The organism is Actinoplanes sp. CA-131856 (assembly GCF_050956135.1).
Classification (GTDB): domain Bacteria; phylum Actinomycetota; class Actinomycetes; order Mycobacteriales; family Micromonosporaceae; genus Actinoplanes.
In genome coordinates this window covers 750817-771172 of sequence record NZ_CP191849.1, presented here as the reverse complement: position 1 = coordinate 771172, position 20356 = coordinate 750817, and the positions used below count along the sequence as shown (strand labels likewise).

Here is a 20356-nt window from a genome sequence, read left to right as displayed (position 1 = left end):
TCCCTTAGACCCGGCGGCGCTTCGGCGGACGGCAACCGTTGTGCGGCTGCGGCGTGACGTCGGAGATCTGCCCGACCTCGAGGCCGGCGGCCTGCAGCGAACGGATCGCGGTCTCACGACCGGAGCCCGGACCCTTGACGAACACGTCCACCTTGCGCATGCCGTGCTCCATGGCACGGCGAGCGGCGGCCTCGGCGGCCAGCTGCGCGGCGAACGGGGTCGACTTGCGGGAGCCCTTGAAGCCCACCTGGCCGGAGGAGGCCCAGGAGATCACAGCACCGGTCGGGTCGGTGATCGACACGATGGTGTTGTTGAAGGTGCTCTTGATGTGCGCCTGCCCGTGGGCGACGTTCTTGCGTTCCTTGCGCCGGACCTTCTTTACAGCGGCCCCAGCGCGTGCCTTCGGTGGCATAAGTCAGTGCGCTCCTATTACTTCCGACCGGGCTTCTTCTTACCGGCGACCGTGCGCTTCGGGCCCTTGCGGGTACGAGCGTTGGTCCGGGTCCGCTGACCGCGCACGGGCAGGCCCCGGCGGTGGCGGATGCCGGCGTAAGAGCCGATCTCGACCTTGCGGCGGATGTCCGCGGCGACCTCGCGGCGCAGGTCACCCTCAACCTTGAAATTGCCCTCGATGTAGTCGCGGAGCTGGACCAGCTCCTCGTCCGTGAGGTCCTTGGCGCGCTTGTTCAGGTCAATCGCGGTGGCGGTCAGTGCCTCGACGGCACGGGTGCGACCGATCCCGTAGATGTAGGTGAGCGCGATCTCCATCCGCTTCTCGCGGGGAAGATCGACGCCGACGAGTCGTGCCATAAGTGGGCGTACTCCTCAGAATCGTTCGGAGGTCTGGGCCTTCCCACCCCGTCTGCCCGGACGGGCCCCGGCCTCCGCGCCGGGGGTGTAGCCACCGAGGTGACTGGGAAAGGCTCTTGCATGTGCCGGATCTGGCAGTGCCGGGACTCAGCCCTGACGCTGCTTGTGGCGCGCGTCGGTCTTGCAGATGACCATGACGCGGCCGTGCCGCCGGATGACCCGGCAGTTGTTGCAGATCCGCTTGACGCTCGGCTTGACCTTCACGGTTTGCCTTAACTCTCAGCGGGACGGGATACGAGGTCCCCGCGCCCAGTCACTTGTAGCGGTAGACGATTCGCCCACGGGTGAGGTCGTACGGCGAAAGCTCGACGACAACTCGGTCCTCGGGAAGGATGCGGATGTAGTGCTGCCGCATCTTGCCGGAGATGTGTGCAAGTACCTTGTGACCATTGGCGAGCTCAACGCGGAACATGGCGTTCGGCAGGGGCTCGATCACGCGGCCCTCGATCTCGATGGCTCCGTCTTTCTTGGGCATGTCCTCCGCTACCTGACACTGGGGTTCGGGGTTAGCGCGTCGTGCATCCTGCCAGCCGCGGCTCCCGCCCGTCTTCGAAGCGCTGAAGACATGCGGGAGTGGACGCAGGCGCGCCAGCTAGCCAGTGTACGCCCGCTCAGCAGGGACACCAAACCGAGGTCTCCGCTACCCGTGGTCGGGTGTGTCGGTCACCTTTGAATCGGACATATCCCATTTTTCACCGGGAGAAGCCTTCAACGCGCGGCGTTCACGTTTCCGCTCCTTGCGCTCGCGTTTGCGCTCCCGCTCCTCGACCATCTTGCGCGGAGCGCCGCCGGCGAGACCGCCGATCGTCGCGAACAGCTGGAGGACGCCCCACGGGCCGGCGACCCAGATCGGCCAGAAGAACTGCCACTCGTTGCCGGCGAGGCTCGTGATGAACCAGATCGCCGTGGTGAGCAACGTGACGAAGAGCCAGGCGCTCCACACCTGTCCGACCCACTCGACGGTGGCCTCGCGCCCGGCCGCCGTCACCGGCTTGGCCACCGGCGCCGGCTGGGCCGGCTTACTGCCGGGAAGATCGGCGATCAAAAGATCCAGTTCGGCGTACGTCTTCGCGGCGTACGCCCGCTGGAGGCGCTCGTCGTACTCGGCGAGGTCGAGCCGGCCCTCGTCCAGCGCGGTCTTGAGCGTGTCGGCGATCTGCCGGCGATCATCGTCACCGGCGCGCATCTGGTCACGGCTCATACCACCCAGAGTGCCAGCCCCGCACCAGAACCGGAAGCTTCGGCCTCAGGGCTGTCGGGACGTCACCAGATCGCCCAGGCGGGCCCGGCCACCGTCCGGCGCCGTGGTGACCCACACACCGTCCTCCAGCAGGGCCATGGTGTGCTCCACGTGGGCGGCGTAGGAGCCGTCACGGGTCACCACGGTCCAGCCGTCGTCGAGCTCGGCCGTGCGCGGCGAGCCCATCGTGATCATCGGCTCGATGGCCAGGCACAGACCGGGCACCAGCCGCGGGCCCTTGCCGGGCTTGCCGTGGTTGAGCACGTGCGGGTCCTGGTGCATCTCGGTGCCGATGCCGTGGCCGCCGTAGCCGTCCACGATCCCGTACCGCCCGCCCTTGCGGACCGTCTTCTCCACGTTGAAGGAGATGTCGGTGAGCTTGCCCCGGCCGTTGGCCGCGCCGCGGGCGGCGGCCGCGATGCCGGCCCACATGGCGTCCTCGGCCACCTCGGCCATGCGCAGCAGCGCCGGGTCGGTCTCGCCGACCCCGACCGTGATGGCCGAGTCGCCGTGCCAGCCGTCGAGGATCGCGCCGCAGTCGAGGGAGATCAGGTCACCCTCGGCCAGGATCTGCTCGGTGCTCGGGATGCCGTGCACGACCTGATCGTTCACCGAGGCGCAGATCGAGGCCGGGAAGCCGTGGTAGCCCTTGAACGAGGGGATGGCGCCGGCGTCCCGGATGACCTTCTCGGCGATCGCGTCGAGGTCTCCGGTGGAGACGCCCGGCGCCACGGCCTCGCGCATCGCCTCGAGCGCCGCGAAGACCACCAGGCCGGCGGCCCGCATCTTCTCGATCTGCTCGGGCGTCTTGATCTGGATGTCGAGTTGGGGGCGGCGCACGTCAGCCCCCGTAGGACCGCAGAGCGTCGATGGCGCGCACGGTGACGTCCTCGACCGGGCCGGTCGCGTCGATGCCCACCAGCTTGCCCTGAGCGCCGTAGAAGTCGACCAGAGGAGCGGTCTTCTCCGCGTACTCCACCAGGCGGTTGGCGATCGTCTCGGCCTTGTCGTCGTCCCGCTGGAACAGCTCCGACCCGCAGCGGTCGCAGATGTTCTCCTTGCTGGTCGGGTCGAACTCGACGTGCCAGATCTTGCCGCAGCCGCGGCAGGTCCGGCGGCCGGAGAGCCGCCGGATGACCTCGTCGTCGTCGACCACGAGCTCCATCACCAGGTCGAGCGCGGTGCCCAGGTCGGCCAGCAGCTTGTCGAGCGCCGACGCCTGCGGAACCGTGCGCGGGAAGCCGTCGAGCAGGAAGCCGTCGCCGGCGTCCGGCTCGGCCAGCCTGTCCCGGACCATGTTGATGGTCACCTCGTCCGGAACGAGCTGGCCCGCGTCCATGTACCGCTTCGCCTCGACACCGAGCGGCGTGCCCTGCGACACGTTCGCCCGGAAGATGTCGCCCGTCGAGATCTTCGGTACGGCGAGATGGGCGGCAATGAACTCAGCCTGGGTCCCCTTGCCGGCCCCCGGAGGGCCCACCAGCACCAGCCGCACCTACATCGCCTCGCTTTGAGTCGTTGAGATCCTCGACGCAAGAGCCCCCCGGCTCCCGGTCGCCACTACCGGAGGAATCCTTCGTAGTTGCGCTGCATCAGCTGGCTCTCGATCTGCTTCACCGTCTCCAGACCCACACCCACCATGATCAGCACGGCCGTACCACCGAACGGGAAGTTCTGGTACTGCTGCTGGTTCAGCCAGATGAAGAAGAAGTTCGGCAGGACCGAGATCAGGCCCAGGTAGAGCGCGCCCGGCAGGGTGATCCGGCTGAGGATGAAGTCCAGGTAGTCGGCGGTCGGCTTGCCCGGGCGGATGCCCGGCACGAAACCACCGTACTTCTTCATGTTGTCCGCGACCTCGGTCGGGTTGAACGTGATCGAGACGTAGAAGTACGTGAAGAAGATGATCAGCAGGAAGTAGACGCCGATGTAGATCTCGCTCGTCGGGTCGGCCAGCCACTTCTGGATCCAGACCTGGTAACCCTTGAGGTTGTTCGGGTCGAAGAACTGCAGGTAGAGCTGCGGCAGGTAGAGCAGCGACGAGGCGAAGATGACCGGGACGACACCGGCCTGGTTGACCTTGAGCGGGATGTAGGTCGACGTGCCGCCGTACATCCGCCGGCCGATCATCCGCTTGGCGTACTGCACCGGGATGCGGCGCTGGGCCTGCTCGATGAAGACCACCAGGCCGATGATGACCAGGACCAGGACGATGACGAGCACGAACTTGCCGACACCGCTCGACTCCTTGATCGTCCAGCCCTCGCCGGGAAGGCGGGCGGCGATCGAGGTGAAGATCAGGACGGACATGCCGTTGCCGACGCCGCGGTCGGTGATGAGCTCGCCGAGCCACATGACCATGCCGGTGCCGGCGGTCATCGTCAGCACCAGGACCGAGAGGGTGAGCCACATGGGCAGCCCGGTGTTCTCCGGGATGATCTGCATCGAGGGGTCGCTCTGGTCACACGCGTTGCCGAACAGCTGGCCGGTCCGCGCCAGGGCGACGAACGCCGAGGACTGCAGGACCGCGAGGCCGAGCGTCAGGTAGCGGGTGTACTGCGTGATCTTCGCCTGGCCGGACTGGCCCTCCTTGCGGAGCTGCTCGAGGCGGGGAATCACCACGGTCAGCAGCTGCAGGATGATCGAGGCGGTGATGTACGGCATGATGCCGAGCGCGAACACCGACAACTGGAGCAGCGCGCCACCTGAGAACAGGTTCAGCAGGTTGAGGACGCCGCCGGAGTTCTGGTCGTTCACGATCTGGATGCACTTCTGCACGTTGGTGTACGAGACACCGGGGCTGGGCAAGGTAGCGCCGAGCCGGTACAGAGCGATGATCGCGACCGTGAACAAAAGTTTCTTGCGCAGGTCAGGCGTCCGGAACGCACTGGTAAAGGCGGAGAGCAACTTCTTCCTCCTGCGCGAGGTTTTCCGCCGCGGCGGGCGGGTGGGGGAAGGCATCGGTCCGGACGACCGATATCTCTAGCTGGGAACGGACTCTAACAGTCTTGTCGCCCCACGGTGGAGCACGGTAGCCGTCACCGCGGGTAGGCATTTCACCCGGTTATGAAACCCCAGGTCAGACGCCAGAATGGGGATGCCGCCCGAACGACGCGTTTCGCGTCGCACGGGCGAGCACCCCCACGAGCATCACAGCTCGGTGGCGGAACCACCAGCAGCGGCGATCTTTTCCTTGGCCGACTCGCTGAACGCGTGGGCCGAGATGGTCAGCGAAACGCCGTCCAGCTCGCCCGAGCCCAGCACCTTGACCAGCTGGCCCTTGCGGACCGCGCCGGCCTGAACCAGCTCGTCCGGTCCGACCTCGCCGCCGTTCGGGAACAGCGCGGCGAGACGGTCCAGGTTCACGACCTGGAAGACGACCTTGTTCTTGTTCTTGAAGCCCTTCAGCTTCGGCAGCCGCATGTGGATGGGCATCTGCCCACCCTCGAAGCGGGCCGGAACCTGGTAGCGGGCCTTGGTGCCCTTGGTACCGCGACCGGCGGTCTTACCCTTGGAGCCCTCACCGCGACCCACGCGGGTCTTCGGGGTCTTGGCTCCGGGCGCCGGGCGGAGGTGGTGGACCTTGATCGCCATTACTCGACCTCCTCAACAGTGACGAGGTGGTTCACGGCGAAGATCATGCCCCGAATCTCGGGACGGTCCTCCTTGACCACCACGTCGTTGATCCGCTTCAGGCCGAGCGAACGCAGCGAGTGCCGCTGGTTCTGCTTGCGCCCGATGGCGGACCGGACCTGGGTGACCTTCAAACGAGCCATCACCGCACCGCCGCTTCCGCACGCGCCGCCAGCATGGCCGCGGGCGCCACGTCCTCGACCGGCAGGCCCCGACGGGACGCGACGGCCTCCGGCGACTCCAGGCCCTTCAGAGCGGCCACGGTCGCGTGCACGATGTTGATGGGGTTCGACGAGCCGAGGCTCTTCGAGAGCACGTCGTGGATGCCCGCGCACTCCAGCACGGCACGCACCGGGCCACCGGCGATGACGCCGGTACCGGCGGAGGCCGGCTTGAGGAGCACGACACCCGCGGCGGCTTCGCCGGTGATCGGGTGCGGGATCGTGGCGCCGATCCGCGGAACCTTGAAGAAGTGCTTCTTGGCCTCCTCGACACCCTTGGCGATGGCCGCGGGCACCTCCTTGGCCTTTCCGTAGCCGATGCCGACGGTGCCGTCGCCGTCGCCCACGATCACCAGAGCGGTGAAGCTGAAGCGACGACCGCCCTTGACGACCTTGGCGACACGGTTGATCGCGACGACCCGCTCGAGATGCGGGGTCTTCTCGACGGGCGCGTTGCCGCGGCCGCCCTCGCGGCGGTTGTCCCGGCGGTTGCCACCCTCGGTGTTACCGCCGGACCCGCCGCCTCGGCGCTGCTGACCAGGCATTGGTCAATTCCTCCTAGAACTCGAGTCCGGCTTCGCGAGCGGCATCGGCCAGCGAGGCGATCCGCCCCGCGTACTTGTTGCCACCGCGGTCGAAGACGACCTTGGACACGCCCGCGGCCTTGGCCCGCTCGGCGAGGAGAGCGCCGACCTTGCCGGCCTTCGCGCTCTTGTCACCCTCGCCACCCCGCAGGGAGGTGTCGAGCGTGGAGGCCGAGGCCAGGGTGTGGCCCTTGAGGTCGTCGATGATCTGCGCGGTGATGTGCCGCGCGGAACGGGTGACGACCAGACGCGGCCGCTCGGCGGTGCCGAAGACGTTCCGGCGGACTCGGAAGTGGCGACGCGCCTTCCCGACAGCCCGCTTGGCGGACACACCCGCGCCGTTGCGACGCTTGAGAAGCGTGGCGGTCACTTCTTACCTGCCTTTCCAGCCTTACGGCGGATGACCTCGCCCTGGTACTTGACGCCCTTGCCCTTGTAGGGCTCCGGCGGGCGGATCTTCCGAATGTTGGCGGCAACCTCGCCGACCAGCTGCTTGTCGATGCCCGAGACCGTGAACTGGGTCGGCTTCTCGACGGAGAAGCTGATGCCGGCCGGCGGCACGATGTTGACCGGGTGCGAGAAGCCCAGGGCGAACTCGAGGTCCTTGCCCTTGGCCGTGACCCGGTAACCGGTGCCGTTGATCTCGAGCGTCTTCTTGTAGCCCTCGGTGACGCCGACGATCATGTTGGCGACCAGGGTACGCGACAGGCCGTGGAGCTCCTTGGCCTTGCGCTCGTCGTTGGGGCGGTTGACGTGCAGCTCGGCACCGTCCTTCTCGACCGTGATCGGCTCCGAGACGGTGTGCGACAGCTCGCCCTTGGGGCCCTTGACCTTGACGGTCTGGCCCGTGATGGTGACATCGACGCCGGCCGGGACCGGGATCGACTTACGTCCGATTCGCGACATGGTTTCTCAGTCTCCAGTTACCAGACGAAGGCGAGGACTTCCCCGCCAACGCTCCGCTTGCGGGCCTGCCGGTCGGTCAGCAGCCCCTGGGACGTCGAAATGATCGCGACGCCCAGGCCGCCGAGCACGCGAGGGAGCTCGTCGGACTTGGCGTACACCCGGAGGCCGGGCTTGGAAACGCGCTTGATACCGGCGAGGCTGCGCTCGCGGTTCTGGCCGTACTTGAGCTCAACGACCAGACGCCTGCCGACAGCGCCTTCCTCGGGCTCCTCGGCCGACCAGGAGGCGATGTAACCCTCGCTCTTGAGGACCTCGGCGATGTTCGCCTTGATCTTCGAGAAGGGCATGGTCACCTTGTCGTGGTACGCCTGGTTGGCGTTACGCAGACGCGTCAGCATGTCTGCGATCGGGTCCGTCATCGTCATGGGTGTTCGTCAACCTTTCTCGCCGGGGTTCCCGAGGGAACGGGCCTACGGCGAAGCGGTGTTGCTTTAAGTCGGGTTACCAAGAAGCCTTCGACACGCCGGGCAGCTCGCCCCGGTGCGCCATGTCCCGCAGGCAAACGCGGCAGAGGCCGAACTTGCGGTAGACCGAGTGCGGGCGACCGCACTTCTGGCAGCGGGTGTAGGCACGCACGGCGAACTTCGGCTTCGCGGCCGCCTTGATGATCAGCGCCTTCTTAGCCATGCTCAGTTCTCCTTGAACGGGAAGCCCAGGAGCTTGAGCAGCGCCCGGCCCTCGTCGTCGGTCGTCGCGGTGGTGACCACCGTGATGTCCATGCCCCGCGGACGATCGATCTTGTCCTGGTCGATCTCGTGGAACACCGACTGCTCGGTCAGACCGAAGGTGTAGTTGCCGTGCCCGTCGAGCTTGCGCCCGTCGAGGCCGCGGAAGTCACGGATACGCGGGAGGGCGATCGACAGAAGCCGGTCGAGGAACTCCCACATCCGGTCGTTGCGCAGGGTCACCTTCGCGCCGATCGGCATGCCCTCACGCAGCTTGAACTGCGCGATGGACTTGGTCGCCCGCCGCACGAGCGGCTTCTGACCGGTGATGGTGGTCAGGTCACGCACGGCGCCGTCGATCAGCTTGGCGTCGCGGGCGGCCTCGCCAACACCCATGTTCACGACGACCTTCACCAGGCCGGGAACCTGCATGGGGTTGCCGTACTTGTACTGCTCCTGAAGGCCGGCGACGACCTCCGAGCGGTACTTCTGCTTCAGGCGCGGCAGCGCCTTGGTCTCGGTGGCGGCAGTCATCAGATTTCCTTACCGGTCGTACGCGCGATACGGACCTTGGTGCCGTTCTCGTCGACCTTGTACCCGATGCGGGTCGGCTTGCCCTGGTCGTCCACGATCTGCACGTTCGAGATGTGAACGGGGGCTTCCTGGGTCACGATGCCACCGGTCTTCGAACCACGCTGCGTGGTGCGAATGCGTTCGTGCTTCTTGACGCGGTTGACGCCCTCGACGAGGACCTTGTCCTGCCGCGGGTAGGCCGCGATGACCTTGCCCTTGGCACCCTTGTCCTTGCCGGCGATGACGACGACCGTGTCGCCCTTCTTGATCTTCACGGTCAGAGCACCTCCGGCGCCAGGCTGATGATCTTCATGAACCGCTTGTCGCGCAGCTCGCGGCCGACCGGGCCGAAGATGCGGGTGCCGCGGGGGTCCCCACCGTCCTTGATGATGACGGCGGCGTTCTCGTCGAAGCGGATGTACGAGCCGTCCGGACGGCGCTTCTCCTTGGCGGTGCGAACGACGACCGCCTTGACGACGTCGCCCTTCTTCACACCGGCGCCAGGGATGGCGTCCTTGACCGTGGCCACGATGACGTCGCCGATGCTCGCGTAACGGCGACCGGAGCCGCCGAGCACCCGGATGCACAGGATCTCCCGGGCACCCGTGTTGTCAGCGACGCGCAGTCGCGACTCCTGCTGAATCACGTCTGTCTCCTATGTCTGCCAGTTCTCCGGCCGGGGGCCGAAGCTTGGCGGAACGATGGTGGTCGGGCCGACCGGAGGCCGGCCCGACTCACTCACTTGGCCTTTTCGAGGATCTCCACGACACGCCACCGCTTGGTGGCCGACAGCGGACGGGTCTCCATCAGGAGAACCCGGTCGCCGATGCCGCACGCGTTCTGCTCGTCGTGCACCTTGAGCTTGCGGGTACGACGCAGAACCTTGCCGTAGAGGGCGTGCTTGACGCGGTCCTCGACCTCGACGACGACGGTCTTGTCCATCTTGTCGCTGACCACCAGGCCCTCGCGAACCTTGCGGGTCGCCCGGGCCGAGGTGGCCGTGCTCTCGTCACTCATGCTGTCACCTCATCCGGCGCAACCGAGAGCCCGAGCTCACGTTCACGCATGATCGTGTAGATCTTCGCGATGTCCTTGCGGACGACCTGCAGCCGACGGTGATTGTCGAGCTGGCCGGTCGCGCCCTGCACGCGAAGGTTGAACAGCTCCGCCTTGGCCTCCCGCAGCCGCGCGATCAGCTCCTCCTCGGAGAGCTCGCGCAGCTCGGCTGCCTTAACGCCCGCTGCCATCAGCTTTCACCCACTTCGCGTGTCACGATGCGGCACTTCATCGGGAGCTTGTGGATCGCGCGGCGCATCGCCTCGCGCGCGATCGTCTCGTTCGGGAAGGACATCTCGAAGAGAATCCGGCCCGGCTTGACGTTCGCCACCCACCACTCGGGAGAACCCTTACCGGAACCCATGCGGGTCTCGGCCGGCTTCTTCGTCAGTGCGTTGTCCGGGAAGACCGAGATCCAGACCTTGCCGCCACGCTTGATGTGACGGGTCATCGCGATACGGGCCGACTCGATCTGCCGGTTGGTCACGTACGCGGGCTCCAGCGCCTGGATACCGAACTCGCCGAAGACGACCCGGTTGCCGCCCTTGGACGCGCCGTGGCGGTCCGGGTGGTGCGGCTTGCGGAAGCCCTTCGGGGGCTTACGCGGCATCAGCATGGGTCAGCCCTCCTGCTGCTTCTCGGCCGCGGCCGGAGCAGCGGCGGTCTCGTTCGTCTCGGCGGCCGCGGCCTGGGCGGCACGCCCGGCCTCGGTGCCACCGGCGGTCGTGCCGGACGAACCGGAACGGCCACGACGCGGACGGTCGGGGCGGTCGCCACGCTCACGGCGCGGGCGAGCCGGCGCCTCGGTGACAACCTCGCGACCCGGAACGGCGTCGCCCTTGTAGATCCAGACCTTCACGCCGATGCGGCCGAACGTCGTGCGGGCCTCGAAGAAGCCGTACTCGATGTTCGCGCGCAGCGTGTGCAGCGGAACGCGACCCTCGCGGTAGAACTCCGTACGGCTCATCTCCGCGCCGCCGAGACGGCCGGAGACCTGCACGCGGATGCCCTTGCAGATCGGGTTCTTCATCGCGGACTGCATGGCCTTGCGCATCGCCCGGCGGAAGCTGACCCGGGAGGACAGCTGCTCGGCGACGCCCTGCGCCACGAGCTGAGCGTCCGACTCCGGGCTCTTCACCTCGAGGATGTTGAGCTGGACCTGCTTGCCGGTGAGCTTCTCGAGCTCGCCGCGGATCCGGTCGGCCTCCGCGCCCTTACGGCCGATGACGATGCCCGGCCGGGCGGTGTGGATGTCGACGCGCACCCGGTCGCGGGTCCGCTCGATGTCCACCTTGGAGATGCCGGCGCGCTCGAGGCCCTTGGACATCATGCGGCGGATCTTGACGTCCTCGCCGATGTAGTCCTTGTAGAGCTTGTCGGCGAACCACCGGGACTTCCAGTCGGTGGAGATACCGAGGCGGAATCCGGTGGGGTGAACTTTCTGGCCCATTACTCGGACTCCTCCGTGGTCTGGGGCTCGGCGGGAGCGGCCGTCTTGGCCGGCGCCGCCTTCTTCGCCGCGGCGGCCTTCTTGGCCGGACGGGCGACCTGGACCGCCTCGACGGCGATCGTGATGTGGCAGGTGCGCTTGCGGATCCGGTACGCCCGGCCCTGCGCCCGCGGACGGAACCGCTTGAGCGTCGGGCCCTCGTCGACGAACGCCTCGCTGACCAGGAGCGCGTCCGGGTCGAGCCGCTCGTTGTTCTCGGCGTTGGCGATCGCGCTGGCGAGCACCTTGTAGACCTGCTCGCTGGCCGCCTGCGGCGCGAACTGCAGGACGATCAGAGCCTCCTTCGCGGGCAGACCGCGGACGAGGTTGACCACGCGGCGTGCCTTGCTCGGCGAGATGCGGACGTGCTTGGCAACCGCACGGCTGCCCGGAAGCGCCGGAGCGTCGTTCTTGACTGGCATCGCTGTGACCCCTTTCTTATCCGTGGACTGACTAGCGACGACGGCTCTTGCGGTCGTCCTTCTCGTGACCCTTGAACGTGCGGGTCAGAGCGAACTCGCCGAGCTTGTGACCGACCATGGCCTCGGTGATGAACACCGGGACGTGCTTGCGGCCGTCGTGCACGGCGATCGTGTGCCCGAGCATGTCGGGGATGATCATCGAGCGACGCGACCACGTCTTGATGACGTTCTTCGAGTTCTTCTCGTTCTGGACTTCCACCTTCTTGAGCAGGTGGTCGTCGACGAACGGGCCCTTCTTCAGGCTGCGTGGCATCTTCTAACTCCCGTTACCCGCGCTTGCGGGTGGCGTAGCGGCGGCGAACGATCAGCTTGTCGCTCTCCTGGCCCTTGCGGCGGGTACGGCCCTCCGGCTTACCAGCCGGGTTGACCGGGTGGCGACCACCGGAGGTCTTACCCTCACCACCACCGTGCGGGTGGTCGATCGGGTTCATGGCGACACCACGGACGGTCGGGCGCTTGCCCTTCCAGCGCATGCGGCCGGCCTTGCCCCAGTTGATGTTCGACTGCTCGGCATTGCCGATCTCGCCGACCGTCGCGCGGCAACGGATGTCGACCCGCCGGATCTCACCGGAGGGCATACGCAGCGTGGCGTACGCGCCCTCACGGCCGAGCAGCTGGATGCCGACACCGGCCGAACGGGCCAGCTTGGCGCCACCGCCGGGACGAAGCTCCACGCCGTGGACCGTCGTACCGACCGGGATGTTGCGCAGGGGAAGGTTGTTCCCCGGCTTGATGTCGGCGCCCGGTCCGGACTCGACCCGGTCGCCCTGCTTGAGGTCCTTCGGCGCGAGGATGTAGCGCTTCTCGCCGTCGGCGTAGTGCAGCAGCGCGATGCGCGACGTGCGGTTGGGGTCGTACTCGATGTGCGCGACCTTGGCCGGCACGCCGTCCTTGTCGACCCGCTTGAAGTCGATCAGCCGGTACTGCCGCTTGTGGCCACCGCCCTGGTGCCGCGTGGTGATGCGGCCGTGGACGTTGCGGCCACCCTTCTTGGGCAGCGGAGCCAGCAGAGACTTCTCCGGCGTCGACCGGGTGATCTCGGCGAAGTCGGCGACGCTGGAGCCACGACGGCCCGGCGTGGTCGGCTTGTACTTACGGATAGCCATTGTCTTCTAACCCCTTAGCTGACCGGGCCGCCGAAGGCCTCGATACGGTCGCCGTCAGCCAGCTTGACCATCGCGCGCTTGGTCGCCTTGCGCTGTCCGAAGCCGGTCCGGGTGCGCTTGCGCTTGCCCTCGCGGTTCGCGGTGTTCACCGAGAGCACGCGGACGTTGAAGATCTGCTGGATCGCGATCTTGATCGCGGTCTTGTTCGCGTCCGGGTGGACCTCGAACGTGTACCAGTTCTGGTCGAGGACGCTGTAGCTCTTCTCGGAGACCACCGGGCGGACGATGATGTCGCGCGGGTCAGCGATCGTGGTCACTTGTTCCCCTCCTCGGCCGTCGCCGGGGTGCCCAGGAACTCGTCGAGCGCGTCCTTGGTGAACACAACCTCGTCGGCGACCAGCACGTCGTACGTGTTGAGCTGTCCGGCCTCGAGCAGGTGAACCGTGACCTCGTTGCGCAGCGAGAGCCAGTTGAGCTCGTCGGTGCTGCTGAGCACGACCAGAACCTTGGTGGACTCGGCGACCTTGCGCAGCGTGGCGATGGCGGCCTTGGTCGACGGCGTCTCGCCGCTGACGAAGGACTCGACCACGTGCACCCGGCCGTCGCGGGCCCGGTCGGACAGGGCGCCACGCAGAGCGGCGGCCTTCATCTTCTTGGGGGTCCGCTGGCTGTAGTCGCGCGGCACGGGACCGTGCACGACGCCACCGCCGGTGAACTGCGGCGCGCGGATCGAGCCCTGACGGGCGCGGCCGGTGCCCTTCTGCTTGTACGGCTTCTTGCCGCCGCCGGCGACCTCGCCGCGGGACTTCGCCTTGTGCGTGCCCTGGCGGGCGGCCGCGAGCTGGGCCACCACGACCTGGTGCATCAGCGGGATGTTGGCCTGGACATCGAAGACCGAGTCCGGCAGCTCGACCGAGCCGGCCTTGTTGCCCTCAACGTTGATCACGTCAACCGAGCTCACTTGGCACCGCCCTTCTTCGCCGCGCTACGGACCAGGATCAGCGCGCCCTTGGGACCGGGCACCGCACCCTTGACCAGGATCAGGTTGTTCTCGGTGTCCACGGCCTGCACGGTCAGGTTCTGCACGGTGAAGCGCTGGCTACCCATGCGACCGGCCATCCGGACACCCTTGAAGACGCGACCCGGGGTCGCGCAGGCGCCGATGGAGCCGGGCGAGCGGTGCTTGCGCTCGACACCGTGGCTGCTCTTGAGGCCGTGGAAGCCGTGCCGCTTCATGACACCGGCGTAGCCCTTGCCCTTGGTCTTACCGGTGACGTCGATCGGCGAACCGACCTCGAACGCCTCGACGGTGACCTCCTGGCCGAGCTCGTAGGCGCCGGCGTCGCTGGTGCGCAGCTCCACGACGTGCCGCCGCGGCGAGACACCCGCCTTCGCGAAGTGGCCGCCCTCGGGCTTGTTGACCTTCCGCGGGTCGATCGCGCCGTAGGCCAACTGGACGGCCTGGTAGCCGTCCTTCTCATCTGTGCGGACCTGGGTCACGACGCAAGGGCCGGCCTGGACCACGGTTACCGGGACGACCTTGTTGTTGTCCCAGACCTGGGTCATGCCGAGCTTGGCGCCCAGGATCCCCTTAACTTGCCTGTCCATTAGTCGCAGATCCCTACAGCTTGATCTCGATGTCGACGCCAGCCGGCAGGTCGAGGCGCATGAGCGAGTCGACCGTCTTGGGAGTCGGGTCGATGATGTCGATCAGCCGCTTGTGCGTGCGCATCTCGAAGTGCTCGCGCGAGTCCTTGTACTTGTGCGGCGAGCGGATGACGCAGAAACGGTTGATCTCCGTGGGCAGCGGCACCGGGCCGGCAACCGACGCCCCGGTACGCGTCACCGTCTCCACGATCTTGCGCGCCGACGAGTCGACGACCTCGTGGTCGTAGGCCTTGAGCCGGATGCGGATCTTCTGTCCCGCCATGGTGGCTTCTGTTTCCTTCTCTCGATGCCGCTACGTGCGAGAGGGGTGCCTCCCGCGCGCCCGCAGGACCGTCGATCCTGCGTTGTCCGACCCCCGCGGTCGGGCGTGTCGCGCCTACGCTCAGAAATCTGCGCACAGCAGCTATCCAGATCACGGGGATCTTGAGGTGTCACGGGCGGCTACAAACACACCCCAGACACCCGGCGAGGGTGGGCAGCTGCCAAGGCAGCTACCCACCCCGCTCGGACGCAACCTGACTAGTATGCCGGAAAGAACCCAGCATTGCTAATCGGGGTATGCAGCCTTACTTGTTGATCTTCGTAACCGTTCCGGCGCCGACGGTGCGGCCACCCTCGCGGATCGCGAACTTCAGGCCCTGCTCCATGGCGATCGGCTGGATCAGCTTGACCGACATGCTGGTGGAGTCGCCGGGCATGACCATCTCGGTGCCCTCGGGCAGCGTGACGACGCCGGTGACGTCCGTGGTGCGGAAGTAGAACTGCGGGCGGTAGTTCTGGAAGAACGGGGTGTGCCGGCCGCCCTCTTCCTTCGAGAGGATGTAGACCTGGCCCTCGAACTCCGTGTGCGGGGTGCTCGTGCCGGGCTTGACCACGACCATGCCGCGCTCGACGTCCTCGCGCTTGATGCCGCGGAGCAGCAGACCGACGTTCTCACCCGCGCGGGCCTCGTCGAGCAGCTTGCGGAACATCTCGATGCCGGTGCAGACGGTCTTCGTCGACTTCTCGCGGATGCCGACGATCTCGACCTCCTCGTTCGGCTTGAGGATGCCGCGCTCGGCGCGACCCGTGACCACGGTGCCACGACCGGTGATCGTGAAGACGTCCTCGATGGGCATGAGGAACGGCTTCTCGGTCTCACGCTCGGGCTGCGGGATCGCGGTGTCGACCGCGTTCATCAGCTCCATGAGGCGCTCGGTCCACTGAGCGTCGCCCTCGAGCGCCTTGAGCGCCGAGACGCGCACGACCGGCAGGTCGTCGCCCGGGAACTCGTAGGTGCTGAGCAGCTCGCGGACCTCGAGCTCGACGAGCTCGAGGAGCTCCTCGTCGTCCACCATGTCGCTCTTGTTCAGGGCGACGACGATGTACGGAACGCCGACCTGGCGGGCCAGGAGCACGTGCTCCTTGGTCTGCGGCATCGGGCCGTCGGTCGCGGCGACCACCAGGATCGCGCCGTCCATCTGCGCGGCACCGGTGATCATGTTCTTGATGTAGTCGGCGTGGCCGGGGCAGTCCACGTGCGCGTAGTGACGCGCCGCGGTCTGGTACTCGACGTGCGCGATCGAGATCGTGATGCCGCGGGCCTTCTCCTCCGGCGCCTTGTCGATCTCGTCGAACGGGGTGTACGGGTTCAGGTCCGGGTACTGGTCGTGCAGGACCTTGGTGATGGCCGCAGTCAGCGTCGTCTTACCGTGGTCGATGTGACCAATGGTGCCGATGTTGACGTGCGGCTTAGTCCGCTCGAACTTCGCCTTCGCCACTGGTGTCCTCCTGTGGACTGTGGTTTTTCTTTCGCCCGGCACGCCCGATAAGGCGATGGGGACTCTGTCGACTGCTCGCGCGCGTGCGGACCTCGACGGCCCGCACGCGCCTCAACGCTTCAGTTGCGGACTCAGGCGCCCGTAGCCTTGGCGATGATCTCCTTCGCGACGCCCTGCGGGACCTCGGCGTAGGAGTCGAACTGCATGCTGTAGCTAGCCCGGCCGGCGGTCTTCGACCGGAGGTCGCCGACGTAGCCGAACATCTCGGAGAGCGGGACCAGAGCCTTGACGACGCGGGCGCCGGAACGCTCCTCCATCGACTGGATGATGCCACGCCGCGAGTTGAGGTCGCCGATCACGTCGCCCATGTTGTCCTCGGGCGTGGTGACCTCGACGGACATCATCGGCTCGAGCAGCGCGGGGTCGGCCTTGCGGGCGACCTCCTTCATCGCCATGGAGCCGGCGATCTTGAACGCCATCTCGGACGAGTCGACCTCGTGGTACTGACCGTCGACCAGCGTGAACTTCACGCCGACCAGCGGGTAGCCGGCGAGAACGCCGTACTGGAGCGAGTCCTGCGCGCCCGCGTCCACCGAGGGGATGAACTCCTTGGGGATGCGGCCACCGGTCACCGCGTTCACGAACTCGTACGTGGGGCCGTCAGCCTCGAGCGACAGCGGCTCGACGTTGACGACGACCTTCGCGTACTGGCCCGAGCCACCGGTCTGCTTCTTGTGGACGTACGTGTACTTCTCCACGGTGCCGCGGATCGTCTCACGGTAGGCCACCTGCGGCTTGCCGATGTTGGCCTCGACGTTGAACTCGCGGCGCATGCGGTCCACCAGGATGTCCAGGTGGAGCTCGCCCATGCCGGCGATGATCGTCTGGCCGGTCTCCTCGTCGTTGAAGACCCGGAACGTCGGGTCCTCCTCGGCGAGGCGCTGGATCGCGGTGCCCAGCTTCTCCTGGTCCGACTTGGTCTTCGGCTCGATGGCGACCTGGATGACCGGCTCCGGGAAGGTCATCGACTCCAGGATGACCGGGCTGGCCGGGTCGCTGAGCGTGTCACCGGTGGTGGTCTGCTTGAGACCCTGGACGGCGATGATGTCGCCGGCCTGCGCGGTGGCGCGCTCCTCACGCTTGTTGGCGTGCATCTGGTAGATCTTGCCGATCCGCTCCTTGCGGTCCTTGGTGGAGTTGACCACCTGAGAACCGGACTCGAGCGTGCCGGAGTAGACCCGCACGTACGTGAGCTTGCCGAGGTGCTTGTCGGTCTGGATCTTGAAGGCCAGGGCCGAGAAGGGCTCGCTGTTCGACGGCTTGCGCTGGAGCGGCGTCTCGCCGTCCGTCGCGGTGCCCTCGATGGCCGGGATGTCCAGCGGCGACGGCAGGAAGTCGATCACGGCGTCGAGCATGGGCTGAACGCCCTTGTTCTTGAACGCCGAACCGCACAGCACCGGGTTCGCCTTGCTGGCGATCGTGGCGCGCCGGATGGCGGCCTTGATCTCGTCCTCGCTCAGCGACTCGCCCTCGAGGTACTTCTCCATGACCGCGTCGTCGACGTCGGCCAGGGTCTCGATGAGCTTCTCGCGCCACTCGTTCGCGGAGTCGACCAGGTCGGCCGGGATCTCCTCGACCGCGTAGTCCTCACCCTTCTGGGTCTCACCACGCCAGGTGAGCGCGCGCATGCCGATCAGGTCGACGACGCCGATGTGGTCGCCCTCGAGGCCGATCGGGATCTGCAGGACGAGCGGCGTCGCGTTGAGCCGGTCGATCATCATCTGCACGCAACGGAAGAAGTCCGCGCCGGTCCGGTCGAGCTTGTTGACGAAGCACATCCGGGGGACGTGGTACTTGTCCGCCTGCCGCCACACGTTCTCGGTCTGGGGCTCCACGCCGGCAACGCCGTCGTAGACCGCCACCGCGCCGTCCAGCACACGCAGCGACCGCTCCACCTCGACCGTGAAGTCGACGTGGCCGGGCGTGTCGATGATCTGGATCGTGTGGCCCTTCCACTCGCACTTGGTGGCGGCGGAAGTGATCGTGATACCGCGCTCCTGCTCCTGCTCCATCCAGTCCATGACGGCGGCGCCCTCGTGGACCTCACCGATCTTGTACGTGATGCCGGTGTAGAACAGGATTCGCTCAGTAGTCGTGGTCTTACCGGCATCGATGTGCGCCATGATGCCGATGTTGCGTACGTTGGCGAGCGCGTCTGCGGCGGCCACTTCAATCCCTACTTTTCTTCGTCGTCGTCTCGTGAACCGGTCCGACTTGCGTCCCGGCCCGGTTGTCACCGGGCCGGCAGCGGGGTCTTACCAGCGGTAGTGCGCGAAGGCCTTGTTGGACTCCGCCATCTTGTGGGTGTCCTCGCGCCGCTTGACGGCGGCACCGAGGCCGTTGCTGGCGTCGAGCAGCTCGTTCTGGAGACGCTCGATCATGGTCTTCTCACGGCGCGCCTTCGAGTACTGGACGAGCCAGCGAAGGCCGAGCGTGGTCTGACGCGGGGTGCGGACCTCGACCGGAACCTGGTAGGTCGCGCCACCGACGCGGCGGCTGCGGACCTCGAGGGTCGGCTTGACGTTGTCCATGGCGCGCTTGAGGATCACCACGGGGTCGGTGCCGCTCTTCTCGCGGGCACCCTCGAGGGCGCCGTACACGATGCGCTCAGCGAGCTGACGCTTGCCGCCGACCAGGATCTTGTTCACCAGCTGGGTGACCAGCGGCGAGTTGTAAACCGGGTCCGCGACCACTGGGTGGCGCGGAGCGGGGCCCTTACGCGGCATGTCAGCTCTTCTCCTTCTTCGCGCCGTAACGGCTGCGGGCCTGCTTGCGGTTGCGGACACCCTGGGTGTCCAGCGAACCACGGACGATCTTGTAGCGGACGCCCGGGAGGTCCTTCACACGACCGCCACGCACGAGCACGATCGAGTGCTCCTGCAGGTTGTGGCCGACGCCCGGGATGTACGCCGTCACCTCGATCTGGCTGCTGAGCTTCACACGAGCGACCTTGCGCAGCGCAGAGTTCGGCTTCTTGGGGGTGGTGGTGTACACGCGCGTGCACACGCCGCGCCGCTGAGGACTTCCCTTCAGCGCCGGCGTCTTGGTCTTGCTCGTCTTCGCCTGGCGGCCCTTTCGGACCAGCTGCTGGATCGTGGGCACCGGGTTCTCTCCGCTCCCTTCGGCCGCCTTTCACCGCGACCGCACCGTCTTAGATATGCCTCTGTGTGCCGAAGGCTCCCCATGCCCGGGGGGCTTCCGGCACCCGCGGTCGGGCGTGTCGTCCGGCTCACGGTCCCGCCGCGCGTTTGTCAACGCGCACCGGGTCTTGTCTGTGTCGGCGCCCTTTCAGGCCACCGCGCTCGGCTTGTCGACCCCGTCGTAGTCCTACCGACTCGGGCGCACGCACGAGTTGCCCTGGCAAGCCAGGGCACGAGGGGAAAGAGTACCCACCCCAAGCATCCAGGTCAAAATGAGCACCTAGTCCTCGTGACGGATACCTCCGAGACAAGTGTACCGGGTGCGTAAACGAACCGGCGTCGCGGTGCCGGATCCACGGTCGAAGGAGCGCACGAGTCACTCAGGATGACAACTGCAACACCAGGGTCAACGCCAGTGACAGCAGAGCAATTCCCGCGCCGGCCGATCCGCAGATGATCCCCGCCATACCGAGCCCGGCGCCGGTGAAACGGACCTGGCCGACCTGACCGGAACGACGGATCTGCCGCCGGGCCACGACGCCGACGATGATCGCGCCGGCTCCCGCCAGCACGCTGAGAACCGTGAAGGCCCCGCCGACCCAGCCGCCCCAGCCACCGGACGCGCCGGCGATGCCGAAACAGAGGACCAGCGTGGAGACCAGGATCGCGCCGATGCCGGCGACCAGCGAGCCGATGGCCAGGCCGGACGTGATGGGCTCGACACGCAGCTGGACCAGGCCGAACTCGGTGCCCGGCAGGGGGTCGACCCGTTCCGGCCGCCAGCGCCCGTTGGGCGGCGGAGGCGGAGGCGGATAGGGCATGGCCGCCGGCGGCTGCGTCATGACA

At 67.1% G+C, this 20356-nt stretch carries 34 protein-coding genes; all 34 read right to left on the bottom strand.

Going from position 1 to position 20356, the window contains the following annotated elements:
• Nucleotides 1-4: 4 nt before the first annotated feature.
• On the bottom strand, nucleotides 5-412 hold the full coding sequence (gene rpsK, locus ACQP2X_RS03765) for a 30S ribosomal protein S11 (protein ID WP_014440747.1): 408 nt from the start codon (nucleotides 410-412) through the stop codon (nucleotides 5-7).
• Between the two features lie 17 nt (nucleotides 413-429).
• Nucleotides 430-810 carry a 30S ribosomal protein S13 gene (gene rpsM / locus ACQP2X_RS03760; protein ID WP_097322757.1) on the bottom strand — a complete coding sequence of 127 codons (381 nt, stop codon included), beginning with the start codon at nucleotides 808-810 and terminating at the stop codon, nucleotides 430-432.
• Nucleotides 811-957: 147 nt separating this feature from the next.
• Nucleotides 958-1074 carry a 50S ribosomal protein L36 gene (gene rpmJ, locus ACQP2X_RS03755; protein ID WP_015619018.1) on the bottom strand — a complete coding sequence of 39 codons (117 nt, stop codon included), beginning with the start codon at nucleotides 1072-1074 and terminating at the stop codon, nucleotides 958-960.
• Between the two features lie 49 nt (nucleotides 1075-1123).
• Complete coding sequence (gene infA / locus ACQP2X_RS03750; RefSeq protein ID WP_007073013.1) at nucleotides 1124-1345, bottom strand: translation initiation factor IF-1; 222 nt, start codon at nucleotides 1343-1345, stop codon at nucleotides 1124-1126.
• 165 nt (nucleotides 1346-1510) lie between these two features.
• Nucleotides 1511-2056, bottom strand: a complete 546-nt coding sequence (locus ACQP2X_RS03745; protein WP_498700792.1) for a DUF1707 SHOCT-like domain-containing protein — start codon at nucleotides 2054-2056, stop codon at nucleotides 1511-1513.
• A 60-nt stretch (nucleotides 2057-2116) separates the two neighbouring features.
• Entirely contained in the window at nucleotides 2117-2950 is an 834-nt protein-coding gene (gene map, locus ACQP2X_RS03740) for a type I methionyl aminopeptidase (protein ID WP_498694340.1), read from the bottom strand.
• 1 nt (nucleotide 2951) lies between these two features.
• Nucleotides 2952-3605 carry an adenylate kinase gene (locus ACQP2X_RS03735; protein WP_030436520.1) on the bottom strand — a complete coding sequence of 218 codons (654 nt, stop codon included), beginning with the start codon at nucleotides 3603-3605 and terminating at the stop codon, nucleotides 2952-2954.
• 65 nt (nucleotides 3606-3670) lie between these two features.
• A complete protein-coding gene (gene secY / locus ACQP2X_RS03730) occupies nucleotides 3671-5014 on the bottom strand; it encodes a preprotein translocase subunit SecY (RefSeq protein WP_498656991.1) in 1344 nt (447 codons plus the stop codon).
• Nucleotides 5015-5257: 243 nt separating this feature from the next.
• Nucleotides 5258-5701 carry a 50S ribosomal protein L15 gene (rplO, locus tag ACQP2X_RS03725; protein ID WP_097322761.1) on the bottom strand — a complete coding sequence of 148 codons (444 nt, stop codon included), beginning with the start codon at nucleotides 5699-5701 and terminating at the stop codon, nucleotides 5258-5260.
• Nucleotides 5701-5883, bottom strand: coding sequence for a 50S ribosomal protein L30 (rpmD, locus tag ACQP2X_RS03720; RefSeq protein ID WP_498694339.1), 183 nt, complete (start codon nucleotides 5881-5883; stop codon nucleotides 5701-5703). Before rpmD ends, rplO begins: the two co-directional genes overlap by 1 nt.
• Nucleotides 5883-6506 carry a 30S ribosomal protein S5 gene (gene rpsE, locus ACQP2X_RS03715; protein ID WP_498694338.1) on the bottom strand — a complete coding sequence of 208 codons (624 nt, stop codon included), beginning with the start codon at nucleotides 6504-6506 and terminating at the stop codon, nucleotides 5883-5885. The genes rpmD and rpsE overlap by 1 nt, the downstream gene beginning before the upstream one ends.
• Nucleotides 6507-6519: 13 nt before the next feature.
• Nucleotides 6520-6915, bottom strand: coding sequence for a 50S ribosomal protein L18 (gene rplR / locus ACQP2X_RS03710; protein ID WP_360245557.1), 396 nt, complete (start codon nucleotides 6913-6915; stop codon nucleotides 6520-6522).
• Complete coding sequence (gene rplF / locus ACQP2X_RS03705; RefSeq protein ID WP_498656987.1) at nucleotides 6912-7451, bottom strand: 50S ribosomal protein L6; 540 nt, start codon at nucleotides 7449-7451, stop codon at nucleotides 6912-6914. The genes rplR and rplF overlap by 4 nt, the downstream gene beginning before the upstream one ends.
• A 17-nt stretch (nucleotides 7452-7468) precedes the next feature.
• The gene (rpsH, locus tag ACQP2X_RS03700; RefSeq protein ID WP_360245564.1) at nucleotides 7469-7876 is read right to left on the bottom strand and encodes a 30S ribosomal protein S8; all 408 of its coding nucleotides are present in this window, start codon (nucleotides 7874-7876) and stop codon (nucleotides 7469-7471) included.
• A 76-nt stretch (nucleotides 7877-7952) separates the two neighbouring features.
• Complete coding sequence (locus tag ACQP2X_RS03695; RefSeq protein WP_023358191.1) at nucleotides 7953-8138, bottom strand: type Z 30S ribosomal protein S14; 186 nt, start codon at nucleotides 8136-8138, stop codon at nucleotides 7953-7955.
• Nucleotides 8139-8140: 2 nt separating this feature from the next.
• The gene (gene rplE / locus ACQP2X_RS03690) at nucleotides 8141-8710 is read right to left on the bottom strand and encodes a 50S ribosomal protein L5 (RefSeq protein WP_097322766.1); all 570 of its coding nucleotides are present in this window, start codon (nucleotides 8708-8710) and stop codon (nucleotides 8141-8143) included.
• Nucleotides 8710-9030, bottom strand: coding sequence for a 50S ribosomal protein L24 (gene rplX, locus ACQP2X_RS03685; RefSeq protein WP_097322767.1), 321 nt, complete (start codon nucleotides 9028-9030; stop codon nucleotides 8710-8712). Before rplX ends, rplE begins: the two co-directional genes overlap by 1 nt.
• Complete coding sequence (gene rplN / locus ACQP2X_RS03680; protein WP_007073026.1) at nucleotides 9027-9395, bottom strand: 50S ribosomal protein L14; 369 nt, start codon at nucleotides 9393-9395, stop codon at nucleotides 9027-9029. Before rplN ends, rplX begins: the two co-directional genes overlap by 4 nt.
• A 92-nt stretch (nucleotides 9396-9487) precedes the next feature.
• Nucleotides 9488-9766: a 30S ribosomal protein S17 gene (gene rpsQ, locus ACQP2X_RS03675; protein ID WP_203761916.1), complete on the bottom strand. Its 279-nt coding sequence runs from the start codon at nucleotides 9764-9766 to the stop codon at nucleotides 9488-9490.
• Entirely contained in the window at nucleotides 9763-9996 is a 234-nt protein-coding gene (rpmC, locus tag ACQP2X_RS03670) for a 50S ribosomal protein L29 (protein ID WP_360245572.1), read from the bottom strand. Before rpmC ends, rpsQ begins: the two co-directional genes overlap by 4 nt.
• Nucleotides 9996-10421, bottom strand: a complete 426-nt coding sequence (gene rplP / locus ACQP2X_RS03665) for a 50S ribosomal protein L16 (RefSeq protein WP_097322770.1) — start codon at nucleotides 10419-10421, stop codon at nucleotides 9996-9998. The genes rpmC and rplP overlap by 1 nt, the downstream gene beginning before the upstream one ends.
• 3 nt (nucleotides 10422-10424) lie before the next feature.
• The gene (rpsC, locus tag ACQP2X_RS03660; protein WP_498694336.1) at nucleotides 10425-11255 is read right to left on the bottom strand and encodes a 30S ribosomal protein S3; all 831 of its coding nucleotides are present in this window, start codon (nucleotides 11253-11255) and stop codon (nucleotides 10425-10427) included.
• A complete protein-coding gene (gene rplV / locus ACQP2X_RS03655; protein ID WP_498694335.1) occupies nucleotides 11255-11716 on the bottom strand; it encodes a 50S ribosomal protein L22 in 462 nt (153 codons plus the stop codon). Before rplV ends, rpsC begins: the two co-directional genes overlap by 1 nt.
• Before the next feature lie 31 nt (nucleotides 11717-11747).
• A complete protein-coding gene (gene rpsS / locus ACQP2X_RS03650) occupies nucleotides 11748-12029 on the bottom strand; it encodes a 30S ribosomal protein S19 (protein WP_097322773.1) in 282 nt (93 codons plus the stop codon).
• A 13-nt stretch (nucleotides 12030-12042) separates the two neighbouring features.
• Nucleotides 12043-12882, bottom strand: coding sequence for a 50S ribosomal protein L2 (gene rplB, locus ACQP2X_RS03645; RefSeq protein WP_203761912.1), 840 nt, complete (start codon nucleotides 12880-12882; stop codon nucleotides 12043-12045).
• Nucleotides 12883-12896: 14 nt separating this feature from the next.
• Nucleotides 12897-13199: a 50S ribosomal protein L23 gene (rplW, locus tag ACQP2X_RS03640; protein WP_097322775.1), complete on the bottom strand. Its 303-nt coding sequence runs from the start codon at nucleotides 13197-13199 to the stop codon at nucleotides 12897-12899.
• The gene (gene rplD, locus ACQP2X_RS03635; RefSeq protein WP_097322776.1) at nucleotides 13196-13843 is read right to left on the bottom strand and encodes a 50S ribosomal protein L4; all 648 of its coding nucleotides are present in this window, start codon (nucleotides 13841-13843) and stop codon (nucleotides 13196-13198) included. Before rplD ends, rplW begins: the two co-directional genes overlap by 4 nt.
• Nucleotides 13840-14490 (bottom strand): 50S ribosomal protein L3, encoded by a 651-nt coding sequence (gene rplC, locus ACQP2X_RS03630; RefSeq protein WP_498656983.1) that lies wholly within the window; start codon nucleotides 14488-14490, stop codon nucleotides 13840-13842. Before rplC ends, rplD begins: the two co-directional genes overlap by 4 nt.
• A 13-nt stretch (nucleotides 14491-14503) precedes the next feature.
• Complete coding sequence (rpsJ, locus tag ACQP2X_RS03625) at nucleotides 14504-14812, bottom strand: 30S ribosomal protein S10 (protein ID WP_097322778.1); 309 nt, start codon at nucleotides 14810-14812, stop codon at nucleotides 14504-14506.
• A gap of 304 nt (nucleotides 14813-15116) precedes the next feature.
• Entirely contained in the window at nucleotides 15117-16310 is a 1194-nt protein-coding gene (gene tuf, locus ACQP2X_RS03620; RefSeq protein ID WP_360245587.1) for an elongation factor Tu, read from the bottom strand.
• A gap of 131 nt (nucleotides 16311-16441) precedes the next feature.
• Nucleotides 16442-18538 (bottom strand): elongation factor G, encoded by a 2097-nt coding sequence (gene fusA / locus ACQP2X_RS03615; protein WP_498694334.1) that lies wholly within the window; start codon nucleotides 18536-18538, stop codon nucleotides 16442-16444.
• An 87-nt stretch (nucleotides 18539-18625) separates the two neighbouring features.
• Nucleotides 18626-19096: a 30S ribosomal protein S7 gene (gene rpsG / locus ACQP2X_RS03610; protein ID WP_097322781.1), complete on the bottom strand. Its 471-nt coding sequence runs from the start codon at nucleotides 19094-19096 to the stop codon at nucleotides 18626-18628.
• Nucleotide 19097: 1 nt separating this feature from the next.
• Complete coding sequence (gene rpsL / locus ACQP2X_RS03605; protein WP_014440718.1) at nucleotides 19098-19472, bottom strand: 30S ribosomal protein S12; 375 nt, start codon at nucleotides 19470-19472, stop codon at nucleotides 19098-19100.
• Nucleotides 19473-19890: 418 nt separating this feature from the next.
• Nucleotides 19891-20352, bottom strand: a complete 462-nt coding sequence (locus tag ACQP2X_RS03600; protein ID WP_498694333.1) for a hypothetical protein — start codon at nucleotides 20350-20352, stop codon at nucleotides 19891-19893.
• Between the last annotated feature and the right edge of the window lie 4 nt (nucleotides 20353-20356).

Coding starts and splice junctions, on each gene's coding strand:
- rpsS (WP_097322773.1), bottom strand. CDS start 12,029: ATGCCACGCAGCCTGAAGAAGGGCCCGTTCGTCGACGACCACCTGCTC.
- rpsG (WP_097322781.1), bottom strand. CDS start 19,096: ATGCCGCGTAAGGGCCCCGCTCCGCGCCACCCAGTGGTCGCGGACCCG.
- rplO (WP_097322761.1), bottom strand. CDS start 5,701: ATGGCGATCAAGGTCCACCACCTCCGCCCGGCGCCCGGAGCCAAGACC.
- infA (WP_007073013.1), bottom strand. CDS start 1,345: ATGCCCAAGAAAGACGGAGCCATCGAGATCGAGGGCCGCGTGATCGAG.
- rpsE (WP_498694338.1), bottom strand. CDS start 6,506: ATGCCTGGTCAGCAGCGCCGAGGCGGCGGGTCCGGCGGTAACACCGAG.
- ACQP2X_RS03695 (WP_023358191.1), bottom strand. CDS start 8,138: ATGGCTAAGAAGGCGCTGATCATCAAGGCGGCCGCGAAGCCGAAGTTC.
- rpsJ (WP_097322778.1), bottom strand. CDS start 14,812: ATGGCGGGACAGAAGATCCGCATCCGGCTCAAGGCCTACGACCACGAG.
- rplE (WP_097322766.1), bottom strand. CDS start 8,710: ATGACTGCCGCCACCGAGACCAAGGCGCTGCCGCGCCTGAAGCAGAAG.
- rpsK (WP_014440747.1), bottom strand. CDS start 412: ATGCCACCGAAGGCACGCGCTGGGGCCGCTGTAAAGAAGGTCCGGCGC.
- rplC (WP_498656983.1), bottom strand. CDS start 14,490: ATGGACAGGCAAGTTAAGGGGATCCTGGGCGCCAAGCTCGGCATGACC.
- rplP (WP_097322770.1), bottom strand. CDS start 10,421: ATGCTGATGCCGCGTAAGCCCCCGAAGGGCTTCCGCAAGCCGCACCAC.
- rpmD (WP_498694339.1), bottom strand. CDS start 5,883: ATGGCTCGTTTGAAGGTCACCCAGGTCCGGTCCGCCATCGGGCGCAAG.
- rpmC (WP_360245572.1), bottom strand. CDS start 9,996: ATGGCAGCGGGCGTTAAGGCAGCCGAGCTGCGCGAGCTCTCCGAGGAG.
- ACQP2X_RS03745 (WP_498700792.1), bottom strand. CDS start 2,056: ATGCGCGCCGGTGACGATGATCGCCGGCAGATCGCCGACACGCTCAAG.
- rplV (WP_498694335.1), bottom strand. CDS start 11,716: ATGCCAGTCAAGAACGACGCTCCGGCGCTTCCGGGCAGCCGTGCGGTT.
- rplB (WP_203761912.1), bottom strand. CDS start 12,882: ATGGCTATCCGTAAGTACAAGCCGACCACGCCGGGCCGTCGTGGCTCC.
- rpsM (WP_097322757.1), bottom strand. CDS start 810: ATGGCACGACTCGTCGGCGTCGATCTTCCCCGCGAGAAGCGGATGGAG.
- rpsC (WP_498694336.1), bottom strand. CDS start 11,255: ATGGGCCAGAAAGTTCACCCCACCGGATTCCGCCTCGGTATCTCCACC.
- rpsH (WP_360245564.1), bottom strand. CDS start 7,876: ATGACGATGACGGACCCGATCGCAGACATGCTGACGCGTCTGCGTAAC.
- rpsQ (WP_203761916.1), bottom strand. CDS start 9,766: ATGAGTGACGAGAGCACGGCCACCTCGGCCCGGGCGACCCGCAAGGTT.
- rplF (WP_498656987.1), bottom strand. CDS start 7,451: ATGTCGCGAATCGGACGTAAGTCGATCCCGGTCCCGGCCGGCGTCGAT.
- ACQP2X_RS03600 (WP_498694333.1), bottom strand. CDS start 20,352: ATGACGCAGCCGCCGGCGGCCATGCCCTATCCGCCTCCGCCTCCGCCG.